Origin of the sequence: Rhodococcus sp. 05-2255-3B1 (assembly GCF_002258545.1) — a bacterium.
In the GTDB taxonomy this organism is placed as follows: domain Bacteria; phylum Actinomycetota; class Actinomycetes; order Mycobacteriales; family Mycobacteriaceae; genus Rhodococcoides.
The window spans coordinates 78,267-97,676 of the sequence record NZ_NOZC01000022.1; the positions used below are offsets into that span (position 1 = coordinate 78,267).

Genomic DNA, 19,410 nt, shown 5'->3' on the forward strand with positions numbered 1-19,410 from the left:
CTTCGACCAATGCCCGCGACTACGGTCTCGGCACAGGCCCGCCCGACCCCCAAGAGCGTCACGGTCTTCTGCGGAGCTATGCCAGGGCGCGGGACCAAATATGGACAGCTCGCAGAGGGGATGGGGCGTGCGATTGCTAGATCGAAGCTGCGCCTCGTTTATGGTGGCGCCCGAGTCGGCCTCATGGGCACCCTCGCGAACGCGGCCTTGGACTCCGGCGGAACCGTCGTTGGCGTGATCCCTGAGAGCTTCACTGCGATACCCGAGGCTGCGCATCATGGACTGACAGAACTACACGTCGTCCATGACATGCACCAACGCAAAGCTCTCATGGCCGAACTCGGTGACGCATTCATTGCCCTCCCCGGCGGTGTCGGAACCGCAGAAGAGTTCTTCGAGGTCCTTACGTGGTCACACCTGGGGCTTCACAATAAACCCTGTGTACTGCTGAACGACAACGAGTATTACCGCCCCTTGCTCTCCTACATCGAGCACGCTGCCGTCGAAGGATTTATCACCCCCGCAACCCGGTCTCGCGTAATCGTCTGCAAAGACATCGAGGGGGCTATCGCGGCCATTCGCTCACCCTAATTAGTGGGACTTCTGCCTGGCCGGTAGATCTGCTCCGTCCTCGGTGCATTCTATATCGCTCACGTTCCACCCAGTTCGTCCGTATACGAAATTTGGAGGCACGTCGATGTCTGTACGAAAATTTCACCTAGGCTGGTTTGTCGGTTTCTTTGCTAACGATTTCACCGGCGACTTCTCGCCGCCTGAAGAGCCATGGGATGGCCGATTCTATGTCGAGATGGCGAAGTCGCTAGAGCGCGCAGGATTCGACTACATGATGTTCGAGGACACGGTGTCGGTACCCGATGCATACGGGCGATCCTTCGATGCGTACCTGAAACACGCCCTGTGGGTGCCGAAACACGACCCAGTGCCGTTGGCGTCGGTGATCGCGGCCGCGACCGACCGCATAGGCGTAATCGCTACGATGTCGACGGCCTTCTATCCCCCATACATGCTGGCACGCACTGTCTCTACGGTCGACCACATCGCTGGTGGGCGCTTTGGATGGAACATCGTCACCACCGGTCAAGATCAGGCCGCGCGCAACTTCGGCATGGATCGTCTGCTGCCGCACGACAAGCGCTACGAGGTAGCACATGAGTACGTCGACCTTGTCCGAGATCTATGGAATTCCTGGGATCGAGACAACATCGTCCGTGACCGCGAGTCAGGGACTTATGTTGCGCCCGGCACTGTTCGGGCAGTGAACCACACTGGGGAGCATTTCCGTTCGGCGGGTCCGCTCAACACGGTGCACCCACCCAATGGGCAACCAGTTTTCGTCCAAGCTGGCGGATCCCCCAAGGGCCGCGACTTCGCCGCGAAGTACGCCGACTCGATTGTTGCCAACGTCAACACCGTGGAGACGATGCGGGAGTTTCGTGACGATGTCCGTAACCGGGCGCAGGCACACGGTCGAGACCCTGACGACATCAAGGTTCTCTTCATCGCGATGCCAGTACTCGGTGCCACTATGGATGAGGCTCAGGCCGCGAATAAACGGAGAATGACCAGCGACCGGGCCATCGAAAACATTCTTTTGCAACTGTCTTTCGTCACCGACATCGACTTCTCTCAGTTTCCGCTCGACGAAGTACCTCCGCAAGACTTGACAACCAATGGCGAGCAGTCATCACTGGAGAGCTTCCTGCAGCACGGTAGCGGTAAAACTCTGCGCGAGCTGACCATTGATTACCTCGCTCCGTCTATCGAACTGGTGGGGACGCCTGATCACGTAGCGGAGCGCATGGGGGAGATCGTCGACGAGGTAGGCGGTGACGGATTCTTGATTTATACCGGGTCGAACTCGCTCACCCGCCGATTCATCGCTGAGATTACCGACGGCCTCGTGCCAGCTTTACAACGAATTGGGCGAACGCGGGTGGGATATTCGTCGGTGTATCTACGTGACAACCTTCGTGAGTTCTAGTTTTGGTGCTCGTTCGCGCCATCTCCCGAGGCCATCCCATGATCAGAAACGCTCCTGGTGGTGCCGGGCTCGTGATCATCGAGCTGCACGTCCCCTATCGAACAGCAATTTAAGTGACAGGAATTTGTGGTGACTGTGGATTACTCTATTCGGGGGCTCGCTCCCAGTGAGGCGCTCTACGTCGACTTGGGAGTTTTCATCGGGTATTCGGTGCGGGCTCGCGGCGATTTGAACATATCGGGGCTCTCGGCGGCATTTGCGACATTGCGACGCTCGTATCCTGTGTTGGCTGCGCACGTGGAGACGATCGATGGAGACCATATGATCGTCAAACCATCCGGTCCGCTGCCCGGCCTCAGCGTGCACACAGGGGATCCCGGTCAGCCGCTGAGCGGGGTGAACCTCAGTGCGGGCCGCGCCCTTTCCGGGCTACACGTCGTCGGCGATTCCGCCTGCGCGAGTGTGACTTTACTAACCCACCACTGCATAGCCGACGGTCGCCATTCTGTAGATTTGCTCAGCGATCTGTGGTCTTTCTACACCGACATTGTGGAAGGAAAGACCCCTGACGCGGTTGTTCATGGCTATCCCGAGTCGCTGGAAAAGCTGTTCTCCGAGAGAGGAATCGACACACCCGATGTCGGCAATGACGAACCATTAGAGTCGGCATTAAACAGGCCGCCGACGGCTGGCTATACCGAGCCACATCGTGCGATGACCCAACTGCGTTGTCGTTTGAGCAGGCGAGTCACGACCGGGCTCATCGACTTCGGACGTCACCATGGAGTTACGGTAAACGGCCTAGTATCTGCCGCTATCATGCGGACCGAGTCAGATCTGAGAAGTGTTCGGCTCGCCGACATCGCCTACCATTTTATTGTGGACCTCAGGCCTCACGTCACACCTGCAGTGGATTCCACCGCGGGAACAAATATTGTCGGCTTCCCCGTCTATCGGGCTACGGCCGAGTCCGTAGAAATCGTGGATCTGGCTCGCAGTTTAAATGAGGAATTGCACATCGATCTCGCCGCCGGCCACCTCCAAAGTGAAGCCCTGACAGCCGCGAAGATGGCAGTGCTGTTGCCTGAACCCAACGAGGTTCGTTGCACCAATGGAGGCACGGTTCCACCATTGCGATCGCCCGCAGGACTCAAACTCGAGGACTGCCGGCCCGCGCCAGCTGGGTTTTCCTTTCCTGTTTACATCGTCCATGGGTATGGCGGTCGACTGAACATCGAGTTTGCTTTGCCGCACGGAGCTTCCCGCTACGACATCGGCCGAGGCCGGGAACGGATCAGAACGCTCGAATCCCACCTTCGTTCCGTGGCGTGATTGACCAGGCACCGGTTCCGTGAGGCCGCGCCACGCAAGGTCAGCGGATCAACCGTTATTCAGACAGTCCCGGTCTCGCAGACGAGGCTCAGCGAAATTCCGCAACGCTTCGGAGATGCGTGGGGCGTTGAGATCGGTGATCGTGGCGAGGTAGACGTTGGCGCGGTGTCCGCGGTGAGCGAGGACGGACAGGAGTTGGAGACTGCGGTTGCAGGTGAGGCGGAGGGTGTCTACGACGCCTTCGAGGGAGTCGATGACGAGGTATGCGGGGGTGAAGTCGTGGGTTGTGGCTTGACCGTTGTCGATCAGAGTTTTGCGTTGGGTTGTGAATCGCCAAACGGAATCCATGATGTCGACAGGGTCCGGGTCGGTGTCCGCGGTGGTCGAGAACGTGGGGGTTCTGGACGGGCCAGTGATCATCCATACGTGCGGAGAGTGGCCGCTGAGGGTGTCGGCGAGGGTGTGTGCGAGGTGCGTCGACGCCGCGGGATCGGCGTTCAGGAGGAGATGACCGTCGCGCTGGGGGTGCCACGTTTTGGTACCCCCAGCGTCGTGCACGTCGATGCGGACAGCGATGTCGGTGTCGGGGTCGTCCAGCTCTGTCAGCATCGTGACGGTTCCTTGTGTTCGAGTAGGGAGGTGGGTCGGCTACGAAGCAATCTGTGCCGTGGGGTTGGTGATGCGGGTGCGGAAGAGGTTGGTGAGCTCGTCCGCTCCGGTTCGACCGTTGTCGGCCATCGGTTCGTTCGCGTAGGAGTTGTGCGAATCGGTGGCGAGCGAGGTGGCGTAGTTGAGCACCTCGTCGAGCACGCGGCCTGGGGTGAGATTATCGGCCAGCCGGTTCAAAAGGGGGAACTCGTCGAGGGGGAGTGCGCGGAGGGTCTTGCGGACCGCGTTGTTGACCTGGCCCACGAGTTTGCCGAGATCGGCCGGTAGAGCCACATAGTTCTGGGCCGCGGCGTTGGTGGAGATCCGCGCTGCGGTGGTGCCGATCGCGATGTACTCGTTGATAGGCAGCTTGGACACCACGGTCCCGATCATCGAACTGAATTGGCTCGCGAAGCTGATGACTTGGGGTGTGAGGGTCGCCAGCAGTGCCGGAACGGCGAACATGTCACCGCGGTGGATTGCATCGGTGAGCTGCGAGACGGTGGTGGCCATCGGGGCGATGTCTGCCCCGGGGATGGTCATTTCTGCGACCTTTGCGCTCAGTGTTGAGACGTTGCCGGCGAGGTCGAGTGCGAGCTGCGGCACGGTGAGCATGTTGCCTGTGGTCACTGCGGTGTTCAGTTTGCCGAGCGTGTCGGTCAGGGGTTGGCCGTCGAGACCGAGAAGCGTGGTGACGACTCCGGCGACCGAAGACGCGGGATCGGTGGCGTCGATCTTCGATCCGAGTTGCCCGATGAACTGTGTGGCGATGGCGTCGTCGGGGGTGTTGCAGTACGTGTCGTCGGGATCGCACACGCTGGCGGTGACGTTGTTGAGAGCTCCGAATCCCTTGGGTCGCGCACCGACGAAGCCGTTGCCGGTGGTCTTGGTTCCGAGTTGAACGCCGGCGGTCGGGCTCTGGCCGGGGTCGGCCATCAGGCCCACGGCAAAGATGCGATCGGCGCTCACCGGGCCCTCGCCGTTTCCGATCTTGCTGGCTAGATCTCCCGCGGCGTCGGCCCCTTGGGAGAAGCCGGTCAGCCCGAACTTGGTGCTCGGGCATTCGGCTGCCTTCTCGGAGATGTGTTGCGATGCGCGATCGATCGCTTCCTTCTTACTGGTTCCGTAGGTCTGGGCCTTGTCGTTCACGATCGTCGCGACGTAGGGAACTGTGTATGTCTGCAGTTCCTGGGATGAGAACTCGGAGTCGAGTGGGTCCACGACGTTGCGGAGCATTCCGACCGGCACATTCGGATCGGCCTGCTCGTTGGTTTCCGTGGTGCCGGGTATGGCCACCAAGATGTTGTCCGGGCATGCCGGAGCACCGGCTTGCGGATCGGCAATGGCGGAGGGAATGACGACGATGCTGGCAGCGACGGCGAGCCCGACTGCGCTGACAACGATCCTCTTGCGTGTACGAGATGCGGTCATGATGTGCGTCCTTTGTAGGTGAGAGCGGGGTTGGTGCAGGTGGACTTCAGCTCGCCAAGGCGGACTCATGGTGTGATCGGGTGTAGAAGAACGTCCGCTTTCCCGGCGAGGGAGTGTTGCCGGTGCGTGCTGCTACTCCGTCGCGGACTCGCGCGACAGCGCGGCTCAAGCGCTGTCGAAGGGCTGCCGGTGAGCAGTTCTCCTCGACGGCGAGCGATGCGAGATCGGCACCTTCGGTGACGAGATATGCACGGATCAGAAGTGAGTGCTCGTCGGCAGTGATGGTCTTGGACTGCACTGCCCATGCAAGAACCGAATGCAATTCCCGTGCCGATACCTCCCCCGGATTGCTGGTCGTGCGGTCATCGGATCCGTCGGCAACCCGGTGGAGCTGGTCGGGTTCGGCCGGCGTTTCCACCGCAGATTCGCAGGTCTTGGTGATCAGACCCAGCGTCCGAAGCGAGAGTGCCCCGGCAATCCCAGTGCCGCCGGGACGGTGCGAAGCGATCACCTCGTAGAACGCGGCGATGGTACGCGAGGCACGTTCTTCGCGGCTGTGATCGGTTCCGTCCAGCCGCGCGTAGCGATGGATTCGGACCAGCTTGGGGAGCATCAACCGGACCAAAACTGTGCCGGCGAGGGCGCTGCCTGCACTGTGCTCGGTGAGCAGAAGGGACAGGGTGGCGTCACTGTCCTGAGCGGCAAGCTCAGCGATGTCGGCCACGGAGCGAGCGGACGACCATGCGGGGTGTCGATCGGCCCACGTGCGGACTTCGCGGCCTGCGAGAGCGTCGACACAGAGATTGGTCCACTCGGCGTTGATCGTCGTAAACAGCGATGTGCTGTATCCGAGTGGGGTGGAGGAATGCGAGGAAGGCTGCGGCGAGGTCACTGGGGCGCTCCTGATAGAGGCAACTGAAGTTCGATCGCCTCTGACACAAACAGCGCCTTATATCCGCTGAGCTGCGGATTCTTACTCGAAAAGGCGGAGCTGTTATACCCGCCGGGTCCGGCGGAACCAGAAAACGGCAGCGCCCCGCGTTCGACATAGACCGCTGTGACCTGCGGTTACACGGCGACGGTGATAACAGCCCGACGAATCGCAGCGGGGCGGTGAAAAAAAGTTCGAGAAATTTCCGGTCGCCTCTGTCACAGACCCGCCCGCGAAGGGATCTACCTGTTCTCAGAAGCCCGTACACGGCGGGCTACCGACAGGAGGACCCCGGATGGACGACCACGATCCGTCGGCCGCATTGCTCTCGGACACCGCTCGCGTGCACTCGGTGTCCGAAGAGATCCGCGGCCTCGCGGCGCAACTCGGCGACAATCCGCTCAGCGCAGAGATCGCCAGCCGCGTCCGCGAGGTCGTGCTCGGTGAGCCGGCCGAGCAGGCGCGGGCAGCGCTCGAACGGATGATGGCGACCCGGGGTCGAGGCGCTCTGCGATTGGTCGACGAGGGCTTCGTACCCGCCACGGTCGAGCCGTCTCGGCACGAGGAGATCTCATGAAGATCCATCTCCGTAAGAAGGGCTCGAACAAGCCGACAGAAGCTGCGCCGGCCACCGAGCTTCATCAGTGGGCCGGCAAGCAAGCGGTCGCGACCAAGGCGATGAAGTGGGGTCTGTTCGCGGCGATCGGCTCCGGAGTGGTGGCACTGGTTCTCGTCTTGGCCGGCGTCGGGTCCACGACGCCGATCCAGAGCAAGGCAAACCCTCAGACGGTCATCGACACAGCCCGCGAAGCAGCAGCGACCGACCTCGCGCAGGACTTCGTGTTGACGTGGTTGCAATCCAAGCGAGGAGACGAGAAAGCCCTCGCGCGCTTCGTCCGCACCGACGGCATGTCGCTTCCGGCTCAGGCGAGCTATACCGCGTCCGAACCTCGAATCGCGAGCGTGAAAGCAATCGACCCGCCGGCGCGAAATCAGGGTCCCACAGGATCGACATCGCAAGGAGGACCGCTACAGGCGGCCGGCCAGAACTACGCGATCGTTGTGTCGGTCTCGGTGGTTCCGATCGGGGCAGACCCGGCGACGAAGCCGGAACGTCGATACTTCTCGGTCCCTGTCGTGTTCGTGGGAGACGACGCGCGGGCTGCAGCAGTCCCTGCTGCTGTGGCGGCCCCGGCAACCGGCGGTGACCTCACACTCGGCTACCGATTCCGAGTCGGCCTCGATCACTCGCTCACCCAGTCGATCAGCCAGTTCCTCTCGGCAATGGTTGCCGGTGCCGGAGAAATTTCTCGCTACACCTCACCCGGCACACCGATCCGTGCCGTCACCCCCGCGCCGTACACCAGTGTCCAGATCACCGACCTCGTCTCGGACACCGACTTCTCGGCGGGTGCGTCCGGATCCCCGGCAGATGGTGCGACGGTACGGGTGCTCGCCACCGCGACCGTCACAGCCACGGACCGAGCGCAGACCTCGACCGTGCAATACCCGCTGACAGCGATCGCCCGGGGTGGCCGGTGGGAAGTATCCGCGCTCGACCCGATGCCGTTGCTCGCGAACTCGACCGGACTCAGCGCAGCAACCCCAACCATTGCGGTGCCGACCTCGACTGGTGCCAGCACTACCTCCTCCGTTCCCGCAGCGCCCGTTCAACCGAACTGACGCTCTGCTCCCCCTATCCGAAAGGTACGAACAATGACCATTACCTCGATCCTGGCCGATCCGTCGTCGACCGTCGTCGCCGAAGGAATCATCGAATGGGCCAACAACAAAGGTGCGGAGGTGCAGGGCCTCATCCGCACTCTCGTGGGCGTCGGCGTCGCCGGGTTCATCGCCGCGATTGCTTTCAAAAGTCACTTCGCCATTGCCAAAACACTGGTGGCGATCGTGGTCGGCGGGGCACTGATCTGGGTGATGTGGAACATCACCGCCGTCAAAGACAGTGTCGGCGACGAGCTTCCCGGCTCCGCCTCGCCACAAAGCAGCGAGGTCGTCGTGGTGCCCGATCCGATCGCGGCGTTCATCTGACACTGCTCGGCCAACTCACGAACACCTCGATTCAACGACCCCCGCAGGAGTGTGACCGACCATGACCGAACAGCAGGCCTCCTCGCGGAGCGTGGTCAAGATGTTCACCAAAGCGCGCAATTTTCCGCAGCTGATCGGCAAAGCGCCAGACGGCCGAAAGATCCCCGGTGGCCCCTACACCCTGACCCAGTTCGTCGGCGCGGGTATTGCAGGCGGACTGCTGTGGCTGACCCAGTCGCTGTGGGCGCAGGGCAGTGTCATCACCAACGGTGTCATCTTCCTCGGTGTCACCGGCGGCACCCTGTGGGCGTTGGGGAGGCTGCCGCAGGGAGCACGGAATCCGATCTCAGTAGTCCGGGGTGTCGGGCGCGCGGCTACCGGGGCGATGTCACCGTCGAGGATCAATGGCGAGCCGATCCGGATCAAACGCCCTCACGCGGTACTGGGGTCGGTGATCATCCTCGACACCCCGCCAAGCCACGACGCTGCTATCAGTGAACCAGCAGTCATCAGAGCATCCAGCGATCGAGTAGAGAACGCCGCGGCACCGGTGGAGCTCGACGACAACGCAGCGCCGGCCGCACCAGCATTCAGACCTCTGACCCAACCGCGGCCGGAGCGAAAGATCGCACCAGCGCCAGCCCGGCCGCGATCGGACGGCGAACGCCAGCGCTCGCAGAGTCCAGCCCTGGCCGAAGCGTTCGGCGTCGCCAACCTGGCACCGGCGAGCAGCGTTCAGCAGCTGCTTGCCATGGCTGCAGCGGCCCCCACCCCGACCCGAGAGAAGGCGTAATGCAACAACCGAACCGGCTCGTCACCTCGAACTTGCGCTGGACCCGCTCCGGAGTCGTCTGGGCGGACTACGTCCTGACCGGAATCCCGTACGGGTACCGGCCGATCGAAGACCGACAGACCGCGCGGGCGATGCACAAGATGTTGCTGCGCGCTCTTCCTGGCGAATCTCTCCTGCTCAGTGTCGCGGTCAGTCTGGACCCAATGACCATCGTCGAGCGCATGGAACGGGGTGTCGATCTCGATCTCCATCCCGCGTGGGCAGACGAATGCGACGCCACGATCGACCGCCTGGAGGAGATCCGACCCGGCCAGCGAATCTACTGGCTGTCCATCCCCCTGGCCAACCACGGCTTCGGTGACACCGTCAAGGCCGCAACGTCCGCCGCATGGTCCTCGGTGGCCGATCTGCTGGGGATGCCGCCCTCGTCGATTCCCGTCGAGGAGAGAGAACGCCGCGCAGCTCAGGCCGCGCAGATCGCCGCGGCCATCCCTGCCTTCTACGATGCGACCCCCGCAACCCCCTCCCAGATGGTGTGGCTGCACCAACATGCTCTGCAGCGCGGCCTCGGCCTCGATACCGACATGCCCACCGCTCTAGATCATCCGGCAGGCACTGCTCGAGGATCCTTCACTGCCGCGCGGCTCGACGAAGGGGCTCAAAGCGATCGCCCCGAATCGGGCTGGCGGGCCAAGGCGCCGACCTTGTCGCGTGTGCTCAAAGTCGACCAGCCGTGGGAGGTAACGCCACCGCCGGCCAGCTATCAGTGCTTCCTGGTGCTCGCCGCCACTCCTTCGGGCGGCACGCTGTTTCCAGGCTCGGAGTACCTGACCCTCGCGGACAACCTGGGCGGCGTCGATGTCGACTGGGCAATTCGGTTCAAGAACTCCGCTGCATCGGAGGTTCTGAAGAAGAACCGCCGCGCCTTGGTGCAGATGAACGATCAATACACCCAGCGAGAAGACGAATTGAGCACCGGCAGCGTCCTCGACGACGCTGCCGTCGCCCTCGCGGAATACAACGCGCTTCTGGAGGCGGACGCAATGGAGATGGAAGTGCAATCCACCACCGTCTTCTGTGTCGCCGCCGCGGACGAAGAGACGGCCATCGCATATCAGCGCGAGCTGGCGAAGGAGTTCGAGGGTTCGACCTACAGGTTGCAGTCACCGATCGGATTCCAGGAGGAGCTGTTCTGGGCAATGACACCCGGCGTGCCGACGCCGGCGATCTGCAACGAGTTCGCGCAGATCACCACATCCGAACATTTCGCCGCGTACGTACCGGTCACCCGCAACGATCTCGGCGACGGAGACGGCCCGCTGATCGCACTCAACATTTCCTCGGCCCGCACTGGCGTCGTGCACCACGACATCGCCAAGAAAGCGTCACGTGACGTTTCGGGTTCGGTGGGAGTGTGTGGCAACTTGGGATCAGGCAAGTCCGGCTACTTGAAAACAACCGGTAACCAGGTCGTCGACCGCGGCGGCCAAGTCATCGTGGTCGACCGGACCCCTCTGGGCGAATACGCACTGTGGGCCGAAGCGATCACCGACGCGGTGGTCGTCGATACCGCAGCACCGGACGTCACGATGGACCCTCTTCGGCTGTTCTCGCCCGCACGAGGAGGGGAAGTTGCGGTGTCTATTCTGTTGCCGCTGTTGCAACTTCAGCCCGACGACCGTTTGGGGGTACTGCTGTCTCAAGTGCTCGAGCCGGAATACCGCGCTCGCTTCGGCAATTTCACTACCCCAGGCCTGGTTTCGCACCTCGAGAAGGACTGCACCCTCGACGGAGCTGCCGAGCTTGCCGGAAAGTTGAAGGTCTACGCGACCAAATCCTATGCAGCAGCGCTGTTTCGGCCGGACCTAGAGCCGTTCAATCCACGCGCAGGAGCCATCGTCTTCCGCACTCACACACTGGAATTGCCCTCGGAGCGAGAAGTGGAGAACGAGCATCTGTTCAAGCAGATGTCGCTCCAGAAGCGGGTAGGGCGAATGATGTACACCCTCATCGCGCAGATCGCCCGCGGCATTTGCTTCGCGGACCCCAACACCCTCGCGGTCTTCCTGCTCGACGAATGCCATCACCTGACGCGCTCGAGCGAAGGTGTCGAGATCATCATCGACTTCATTCGAGACGGCCGCAAACACGACGCCGCGGTGATGCTCGGATCGCACGACCCCGAAGCAGACTTCGGCTCCGAGACGCTGCGAGGGCTCATCCCCACCCGGCTCGTGTTCCGGCAGACGGATCGACGACTAGCGCAAAAATCGTTGAAGTGGCTCGGCGTCGGGGAAGACGATCTCGGACTGCTCAAAGAGCTGATGGAGAACACATCGCCCGTCGAAGGCAAAGACGGATACGTCGCACCGCATCGCCGCGGAGAGGGCTACATGCGCGATCCCGCCGGCAACGTCGGCCGCATCAAGGTCTTACTTCCGGCATCGGAAGCGAGATACCAAGCGGCGAGTACGACTCCGAAAGAATCGACTACCGAGCGCGCTGCGGAGTTGGCGACATGGTGATGTCGAAACGAGTTGTGCGCCGGCCAGGTTCGATTGGCGGCGGCGTCAAGATGGTTCTCGAGCTCGTGCTGTGGTCGTGGATCCCGCGGTCGTGGTGCAGTGTTCTCGCTCGCTTCCTCGGCCCTGTCTTCAAGTGGGTAGTGGCATCTCGAATCCGCCGCGCGATCGTCACAGGTGTCGCTGTCTGGCACATGATCGGTCTGCTGGCGATCGCCCTGGCGTCACCGGCTCATGCCGACCCGGGTGAAACCCTGCCCACCAACAGCACATTCAGCTGGATGGAAGTCCGTGACTCTCACGGAATTCTGGTCTGGGACTACTTCATGTCCATCGACGAAGGCTCGGTCGGGCACCCGATGTACACCGTGTTCTCCACCTTCATCATGCTCGAGTACGAGGTGTACCGCGGGGTGACCGGCTTCGCGATTTGGTTCGTCACCTACGCCTTGCGGTTCGAGTGGCTCGAATTGTTGACTGCGCCGTTCCGTTCGATCGGCGATGCCATGCAAACGGTCACCGATCAGTTCCAGCTCACGGGCCTTCTTCTCACCGCTGCTGCAGGCATCGGAGCGTGGTGGGTCATTCGCGGACGGTGGACGACGGGAGTGTACGAACTCCTGATGGCAGCAGCGATCGCCGCTGCGGCAGTGGGGATCCTGTCCAATCCAGTCGAACGGGTCGCAGGACAAGACGGCCTGATCATGCAGGCGCGCGACGCCGGCGTGCAGCTTGCGGCAGGCCTGGCCAACAAGGGAGACACGACGTCGAGTTCCGACGAACTCATCGACCAGATCTCGGAACAGATGGCCGACACGTTCATCAGGCAACCCACCCAACTGCTGAACTTCGGCCGAGTCATCGACGGCTCGCCCGACGGAGAACGTTGCACTCAAGCCTGGGACGCCGGCCACGAAAAAGCAGACGGCAACACACGAGACACCCTCAAAGACAACATCAAAGGCTGCGGCGGCGAAGGCGCAAAACAGATGAAGGACTTCGCCGATCACCCCGGACCGGGACAGGTCGGGTCCGGGGTCGCGATGCTACTGGCCGGTGTCATCCTGCTCGGATTCGCCACAATTCTGGCGTTCACCCTCATCCTCGCGGTACTCACCGCCCTCGCATCGGCCGTCAAGGGAATTGTGGTGACCGTCGTTGGAATTCTGCCCGGATCCGGCCGCGGAGCATTGTGGAAAACCCTCGCCGCGGTGCTGATGTCGATGGTCATCGTTATCTTCGCGGTGGTGTTCCTCGTCGGATACATGATCGTGATCGGACAGTTGTTCAGAGGAGACGGCGACTCTCCGCTGATGATGAAATTCATCCTGACCGACATCGTTCTGATCGCGGGCATCATTCTCTACCGCCGCGCAGTGAAAGGACTACGCAAAGCTTCCGACGCCCTCGCACGCAAGCTCGGAAGCAGACCAGGAGCCGCGCCCACCGCGATATCGACCAAGACACCGACCAGCCCCCTCGCCCAAGCTGCCTACGCCGGACAAGTGGCCCGCCAGGCCTATCAAGGTGGAAAGGGACTGGCCAAGACAGCCAGCCATGCAACGGCCCGAACCGCCAAGGCGAGTAAAGCTCTCGTCGACGGGACGGCAGCCGCCAGCAGCGCAGCCACACTTGGAACTGCTGCCGTGGTCTACTCGGCCGGGAAGATTGCAACCGCGGGCGTCAAGAAGGTCGTCGGTCGACGGAGCGACGCCAAAGCTACCCAGGCGGCCACCGACACCACCAATGCTTCCGAAACCCACCCCAGCCTTCGCAAACCGATCAACATCGACCTTCCCCCGACGCAGTCGGTCGTCGGCTCCGGTCACTCCCACACTCCGGTCTCCAGCCCCGTCGGAGACCGATCGGCGGTCCGCTCTCACGGCGACAAGACAACGAACGCACCCGGTATCAAGCGGCCGGTGGCCACCGCTCCCGCACTGTCGACTCCAGGAAACCGAGAAGTTCGGGCCAGCCGCGCCACGGTGACCGGCCCTGGAGGCGGACGATTCCGTGAGTACTCCACCGATGAGGGCTCGCCGCTTCTGCTTCCCGACCGGTCCACGCGGCCGTCGAGTGCTCCGCGTCGTGCCCGACCGACCGTCCAACCAGGTGCCACCACGAATCCGACGGAAATCCTCCATCGAGCTGCGTCAGGCGCACGGCGATGACCTTGGTGGCCCCGCCTGAGACAGCGGTGTCGCCGAACTCGAAAGCGCCACGTCGATGGTGGAAACTCGCCCTGGCGGTCGGTATCGCCGCTCTCGGTGTACTCGTCGTCATTCCATTGATGGTCGTCGTACTCGTCACATCGTCAGGTTCCAGCGGTTGTGCCCCCACGGTCTCGTCCGGTACCGGTGGTGATGATGCATCGCCGTTGACCCCGTCCGGTCCCATCGGCAAGCCGACCCGCGATGGCACGACCACGATGACGTCCCCCTTCGGGCAGCGGTGGGGCACGATGCACCAAGGCGTCGACTTCGCGGGCCCGATCGGCACCCCGATCTACGCAGCCCTCGACGGCACTGTGGTCAAAGCCGGACCCGCTCAAGGCTTCGGAATGTGGATCGTCCTCGACTCGATCGTCGACGGAAAACCGGTCTCCACCGTGTACGGGCACATGTATCCCAACGGCGTCCTCGTCAAGGAGGGACAACAGGTCAAGGTCGGCGACCACATCGCCGACATCGGCAACGCCGGCGGCTCCACCGGACCACATCTGCACTTCGAGTACTGGGAAGGCGGCCGTTTACAGGGCGGAACCGCTATCGACCCGATGAGCAAACTCGGTCAGGCGGGAAGCCCCCAATCGTCCGGCGCTGATTCACCGACCGGCGCCGGTACCGCTGTCGATTGTGGCTTCGGCACGGCCGGCGGAGATCTCCGAACCGGATCCGTGCCGCCGGAGTTCGAGCCGTGGATCCGCAAAGCAGGAGCCGTGTGCCCAGGCGTGGGTGCTCCCCTGATCGCATCCCAACTCTCCGCCGAGAACGGTTTCCGCTACGGCCCGTCCGCTCCGGTATCGAGCACCGGAGCGTTGGGGCCCGCACAATTCATGCCGGGAACCTGGGCAACGTGGGGCAAGGATTACGACGGAGACGGGCGAGCCGACCCGAACTCCATCGGAGATGCAGTGATCTCACAAGCCCACTTCATGTGCGCCATCAACGGAGATATCACCGCAGCCATCGCCGCGAGAAAAGTGAAGGGCGACCCAACTGCACTGACGATTGCCGCCTACAACGCGGGCCCCGCCGCGGTGCTCGCAGCCGGTGGAATGCCATCCGGCGGTGACTACACCACACAAACACAGCCCTATGTGGCGAAGATTCTGGCCGGCCAAGCGCAGTACACATCCGAAGGTTCCACAGGCCGGTTCGTGCCGACCGGAGCTGACGGAGACAATGTCGTCGAGGCTGCACGCCAGTACCTCGGAACCCCCTACGTCTGGGGCGGCGGAGATATCAACGGCCCCTCCCGAGGAGGATTCGACTGCTCAGGACTGACCAGTTTCGCCTACTTCGCGGGCAAGCACATCACCCTGCCCCGCACATCCGAGGCCCAATGGGGAGTGGGTTCGGAGATCCCGATCGATCAAGCGATGCCCGGTGATCTCGTCTTCGGATCATTCGAGGCGAACGGCCCTGGGCACGTCGGTATCTACATCGGCGGCGGTCAGATGATCCACGCCCCCACCACCGGAGACGTCGTCAAACAAGCTCCACTCATGGCTGGAATGAAAGCCCGGAGGATCTGATGTCCCTTGCCGGCCGACGTCTTATAGCCGTCCTCCTCGTCGTTGTAGCCGTGGTGACCATCGCCTGGTCCTGCAGCTCACCCGCCACCGATGAGCCGGAATCGGCACCGGAGACAACGAGCGCGCCAACCGCGCCGTCGCTACCCGAAATCAACACACAGCCAACCGAGACAACCGCTGTACCCGCTCCGATCAGCAGCGCCGCCACAGACGCGGAGACCGCAATCCGTCAAGCACTGACGACCGCCTTCACCTGGTACCCCAGCACCGACACGAGCTCGACCGACGCGTTTCTACGCGCCCGCCGATGGTTCACCGACAACCTCGCTGCAAAACTCTCCACCCCTGCAACGACCGAGCGAGGCCCCGGTGCCCAGTGGGAACAGTGGAAGAAAGAAGACGCCGAAATCACCGCAACCGTCTCGATCGGCTGCTCCGGATGCCCGGCAGATACCGCCGAGCGCATCTATCGAGTCGCGGAGATAACGCAATCGGCCGTCACCTCGGATGCCACGGTCCCCGTCGACTCCACCACGACCGTGTGGGTATCGGCAGTGCCGACCGCAGCCGGGTGGAGTGTGGACACTCTCGATTTCTGACCCTCGCCGCACATGACCCGGAGAGGGTCGCCGGCCACTGAACCGATCGCCCTGTACAGGCAACATGGAACGCACTATTTCCCGTGATCGGTGCCGCCGTTCATAGCCCTGTCGCGCTACGTGACAACCGGCTTCCGTCGGCCCTTAGCTCGCGGATCCGCGAGGAGGAGCCCCACCCCAGGCCGGTCGGGGTGGCTTGCGTATACCGAATCTCGTGGCAGTCACGCCGACGCTGGGGTTGGCGGATGGACGTTGCCCGAGGGTGCGTAAGAGAGGAATCGAACCGCATCCGATGAGCAGTTGATGAGGCGCCGATGCTGCCGCGAATTGGTGGTTATATGCCCCGGATGTGGGAAGGTCGCTGCAAGCCTTACTCGCTTCGCATCGCCGTTTGCAGCGTACCCCCCATGTCAAGGGGTGTCGAGCGCACATAGCTGTTCCCGCGACGGTCAGTCGCAACACGGAACGCGACTTGCCCGTCCCCAATCGCACCCTCACCGATAGAGCACTGGTGACCGATCGGTGCGCCACTGATGGGGCCATGAACGCATGCGCTGCAGCGCGAGATGAAAGGTTGTCGGAAAAAGATTCACCGCGGCTGTCACAGAAGTCGACGCACCTGGATCTACCTGTTCTCGAGAAGGCACGACGAGACAGGGAGTCCCCATGAGCGCACCGACACGACTACACGTAGCGAGGGCACGTTCGAGGAGCAGTCGATCTACGGCCGGCCCCCTGAGTCCTGTCATCGATCGAGGAGCGCTGCCGAACTTCGCTCGGATCGAGACCCTCAGGCTCGACGATCCCACCAACCGGATCGTGACCCTCGCAACCACCGACGAGGTCTGGTCGCTCGTCGTCGAGTGGAATTCGAGCAACCTGCTCGTCGACACCGAAGACGAACGATTGATCAGACTTGTCGATGCGGCTCTCCGCGCTGCGCACTGCCAGCCTCACGCCGCGTGCCGTTTCACCCTCGACTACAACCCGACCCATCTCAACAACGAAGTCGGCCGACGCAGCGTGGCCTTGACCGCAACGATGCGCCCAACTTCCGGTGACGGGATCCTGATCACGATCACCCGGGATGCATGATGTGCGCGCTACCCAACCCGACTCAGGCACCCCTCGACGGATACCGGTCGCTACGTGATGCACCCTCGCTCGACCCCCAGAACAATCCGTGGATCCGCAACTGTGTGCTCTACGTTGCCGGTGGAGTCGTGTCGGCAGCACTGGGCCCGATCCTGAACCTCGACACAGCGATCGCATGGGGTGGAGCAGCACTCGGCGTCGGCGCGGGCGCGGCCGTCAGCTACAACGGCTATCGCGCCACGATCCGAGCCGAAGAGACCGATCGTGCGATCGAGCAGCTCTGCCGGCTGACCGCGTCACCGCCGACCCGTGATGTCCTGACGGCGACTCGGTGGAGCGGCCAGTGGCCCGGCCGTCCGGGCAGAATCACCGTCCGCTACCAGTCGGCCGCGCTCCTTCTCGACGAACAGTGGGAGCCCCGCGTCGTCGAATTGCTCTCCCAGCAGAGCTGGGGCCGGTACCGGATCCAGAAGCACAACACACGCAAACGCCGTCTCGTTCTCGTCCCGGACACACGGTCCGTCTCCGAGACGCATGTCTCGCCCGAACTCGTCAAAGCCACGCGCACGATTCTCGCGCTGCTAGGGCCGACCGGAAAGATCACCAGACACGAGACGGACCCGAGCACCGGGGATCTTGTAGCTGTCGAAGCCACCCATGAGGTCGGACATCGACTCGAGTCCGAGGGCTATCGGGCCCGAGTACAACGAGTAGTGAGCGTCAATCTGCCCGGTCGGTGGCGTGCTCGCTGGAACCTCGAAACGGACTGGGTGCGTTTCGAGGTGCGCCCGACCTTTCCGAAGAAGCTCTACAACCCGGCCGGCCTCGGCGACGCGGAATCCACGACCGATCTCGGCGACCTCGCGCACTCCGACTACGACTCGGTCGCGATTTCGTACGGCGAGGACGAGGACGGCAACCCCATGGTGTGGCGGCCGGCGATCGACCCACACTTCATGCTCGTCGGTGCATCCGGAACCGGAAAGACCGTCACCGCACACACCCTGCTGACACAGCTCACCGCGCACGGTTGGCCGGTATGGGTCGTCGACGGAAAAGGGGTCGAGTTCTTGGGCTTCCAGGACTGGCCGAATGTACAGATCGTCGCCAGCCACATGGAGCACCAGGTCGCGGTCATCTATCGGTTCTGGAATCTCATGGAAACCCGGTACTCGCTGATCGTCAACGGAGAAGCTACCGAGGCCGACTTTGAGCCCGTCGTTCTGTTCATCGACGAGTACGCCGACTTCCGAGGCAACCTGCTCAACTGGTACTCGAGCATCAAAGGTAAGGGTGATCCCACCAAGCCGAAGACCCTCCAGGAAGTGGCGTCGATCGGACGAAAAGGCCGCACAGCGAAGTGCCACATGGTGCTGGGAACGCAGCGACCCGATGCCGAGTACTTCGGCGGCGACATGCGAGACAACTTTCGCCAGCGCGTATCGATGGGCCGTCTGAGTCCGCAGGGCGCGTTGATGATGTGGGAATCGGCAACCACTGGAGTCGGTATCCCGCGCGGATGTCGTGGGCGGGCGACCAGTGTCAACGACCACAACCAAGCGGTCGAAATTCAGACCTACTTCACTCCCGACCCCCGCAAGACTGAGCCCGGGGCCGACGACGCAGCGGTGCTGGACCGCCTGCGTCCTCTCGAAGTGCGGCACGAGCGGTTGGTGATCCTCGACCCGGATCCCGGCGGCACCGTGGACGGCGACGAAGAGATCCGTTTCCATCACGTCTCCGGCGCGCCCTGGGCGCGCGCGTCGGACCATCCCAATCTCGATCCCGTCGCCAGGCGAAAGACGCGCGCGGACAGTGATTCAGCTCGTCGCGCATCGTCGCCGATGGCAATGCTCAATCTCGACACCCCCACCGTTCGCCAGCCCAAGCCCGACGCGCAGACGCCGAAAGAAAAAGCCGTGTCCGGCGTCCCGGGCTCTCCGATGCACAAGGACCGCCCGCACCTGCAGGTGGTCCCCGACGCCGGTACCGACGTCGACGACTGGGAGGGCTACGGCGAATCCGAAGACACTGCTCCGGTCGACCTCGTTGCCGGCGACCTAGTTCTCCTCGACGAGGACGCCGGGATCTGGGTCGTCGTCGACAACGAACCCGACATCTACGGAGACGAGTCGGGTGACGACATGGTCGGGCTGACCTGGCGTGGCGACGGCGACGACGAGGGGGTGCTCGACATTCCTCTCGACGCGACTGTTCAAGTTCGTCGCCCCCTTGCCCTCGCCACCTGAAT

The 19,410-nt window shown here is 62.8% G+C and carries 16 protein-coding genes; 13 read left to right on the top strand and 3 right to left on the bottom strand.

Features of this window, described 5'->3' with window-relative positions; all coding sequences use genetic code 11:
* Nucleotides 1-9: 9 nt before the first annotated feature.
* The 3 genes from CH249_RS13835 (at nucleotide 10) to CH249_RS13845 (ending at nucleotide 3,334) form a co-directional block, all read left to right on the top strand.
* On the top strand, nucleotides 10-591 hold the full coding sequence (locus tag CH249_RS13835) for a TIGR00730 family Rossman fold protein (RefSeq protein ID WP_202902193.1): 582 nt from the start codon (nucleotides 10-12) through the stop codon (nucleotides 589-591).
* Nucleotides 592-697: 106 nt separating this feature from the next.
* On the top strand, nucleotides 698-2,002 hold the full coding sequence (locus CH249_RS13840) for an NtaA/DmoA family FMN-dependent monooxygenase (RefSeq protein WP_015586137.1): 1,305 nt from the start codon (nucleotides 698-700) through the stop codon (nucleotides 2,000-2,002).
* A gap of 129 nt (nucleotides 2,003-2,131) precedes the next feature.
* Nucleotides 2,132-3,334, top strand: a complete 1,203-nt coding sequence (locus CH249_RS13845) for a hypothetical protein (RefSeq protein ID WP_032365006.1) — start codon at nucleotides 2,132-2,134, stop codon at nucleotides 3,332-3,334.
* 48 nt (nucleotides 3,335-3,382) lie between these two features.
* Here the strand turns inward: CH249_RS13845 and CH249_RS13850 are convergent, their stop codons facing one another.
* The 3 genes from CH249_RS13850 to CH249_RS13860 are packed head-to-tail and all read right to left on the bottom strand — an operon-like array spanning nucleotide 3,383 to nucleotide 6,305.
* The gene (locus tag CH249_RS13850) at nucleotides 3,383-3,943 is read right to left on the bottom strand and encodes a hypothetical protein (RefSeq protein WP_015586139.1); all 561 of its coding nucleotides are present in this window, start codon (nucleotides 3,941-3,943) and stop codon (nucleotides 3,383-3,385) included.
* A gap of 39 nt (nucleotides 3,944-3,982) precedes the next feature.
* Entirely contained in the window at nucleotides 3,983-5,413 is a 1,431-nt protein-coding gene (locus CH249_RS13855) for a cutinase family protein (protein WP_015586140.1), read from the bottom strand.
* 46 nt (nucleotides 5,414-5,459) lie between these two features.
* Complete coding sequence (locus tag CH249_RS13860; protein ID WP_015586141.1) at nucleotides 5,460-6,305, bottom strand: hypothetical protein; 846 nt, start codon at nucleotides 6,303-6,305, stop codon at nucleotides 5,460-5,462.
* Nucleotides 6,306-6,639: 334 nt separating this feature from the next.
* Here CH249_RS13860 and CH249_RS13865 point away from each other — a divergent pair, with 334 nt between their 5' ends.
* The 10 genes from CH249_RS13865 (at nucleotide 6,640) to CH249_RS13910 (ending at nucleotide 19,408) form a co-directional block, all read left to right on the top strand.
* A complete protein-coding gene (locus tag CH249_RS13865) occupies nucleotides 6,640-6,921 on the top strand; it encodes a hypothetical protein (RefSeq protein WP_015586142.1) in 282 nt (93 codons plus the stop codon).
* Nucleotides 6,918-8,027: a conjugal transfer protein gene (locus CH249_RS13870; RefSeq protein WP_015586143.1), complete on the top strand. Its 1,110-nt coding sequence runs from the start codon at nucleotides 6,918-6,920 to the stop codon at nucleotides 8,025-8,027. The genes CH249_RS13865 and CH249_RS13870 overlap by 4 nt, the downstream gene beginning before the upstream one ends.
* A 33-nt stretch (nucleotides 8,028-8,060) precedes the next feature.
* A complete protein-coding gene (locus tag CH249_RS13875) occupies nucleotides 8,061-8,393 on the top strand; it encodes a hypothetical protein (protein ID WP_015586144.1) in 333 nt (110 codons plus the stop codon).
* A gap of 61 nt (nucleotides 8,394-8,454) precedes the next feature.
* Nucleotides 8,455-9,186: a hypothetical protein gene (locus CH249_RS13880; protein ID WP_015586145.1), complete on the top strand. Its 732-nt coding sequence runs from the start codon at nucleotides 8,455-8,457 to the stop codon at nucleotides 9,184-9,186.
* Nucleotides 9,186-11,711, top strand: coding sequence for an ATP-binding protein (locus tag CH249_RS13885; RefSeq protein ID WP_015586146.1), 2,526 nt, complete (start codon nucleotides 9,186-9,188; stop codon nucleotides 11,709-11,711). The genes CH249_RS13880 and CH249_RS13885 overlap by 1 nt, the downstream gene beginning before the upstream one ends.
* Nucleotides 11,712-11,761: 50 nt before the next feature.
* Nucleotides 11,762-13,879, top strand: coding sequence for a hypothetical protein (locus tag CH249_RS13890; RefSeq protein ID WP_141214634.1), 2,118 nt, complete (start codon nucleotides 11,762-11,764; stop codon nucleotides 13,877-13,879).
* 119 nt (nucleotides 13,880-13,998) lie between these two features.
* Nucleotides 13,999-15,465: a peptidoglycan DD-metalloendopeptidase family protein gene (locus CH249_RS13895; RefSeq protein ID WP_072692242.1), complete on the top strand. Its 1,467-nt coding sequence runs from the start codon at nucleotides 13,999-14,001 to the stop codon at nucleotides 15,463-15,465.
* Nucleotides 15,465-16,064: a hypothetical protein gene (locus CH249_RS28435; RefSeq protein ID WP_015586149.1), complete on the top strand. Its 600-nt coding sequence runs from the start codon at nucleotides 15,465-15,467 to the stop codon at nucleotides 16,062-16,064. The genes CH249_RS13895 and CH249_RS28435 overlap by 1 nt, the downstream gene beginning before the upstream one ends.
* Nucleotides 16,065-16,730: 666 nt before the next feature.
* Nucleotides 16,731-17,159: a hypothetical protein gene (locus CH249_RS13905; RefSeq protein WP_015586151.1), complete on the top strand. Its 429-nt coding sequence runs from the start codon at nucleotides 16,731-16,733 to the stop codon at nucleotides 17,157-17,159.
* Entirely contained in the window at nucleotides 17,156-19,408 is a 2,253-nt protein-coding gene (locus CH249_RS13910) for an FtsK/SpoIIIE domain-containing protein (RefSeq protein ID WP_015586152.1), read from the top strand. Before CH249_RS13905 ends, CH249_RS13910 begins: the two co-directional genes overlap by 4 nt.
* Nucleotides 19,409-19,410 lie beyond the last annotated feature (2 nt).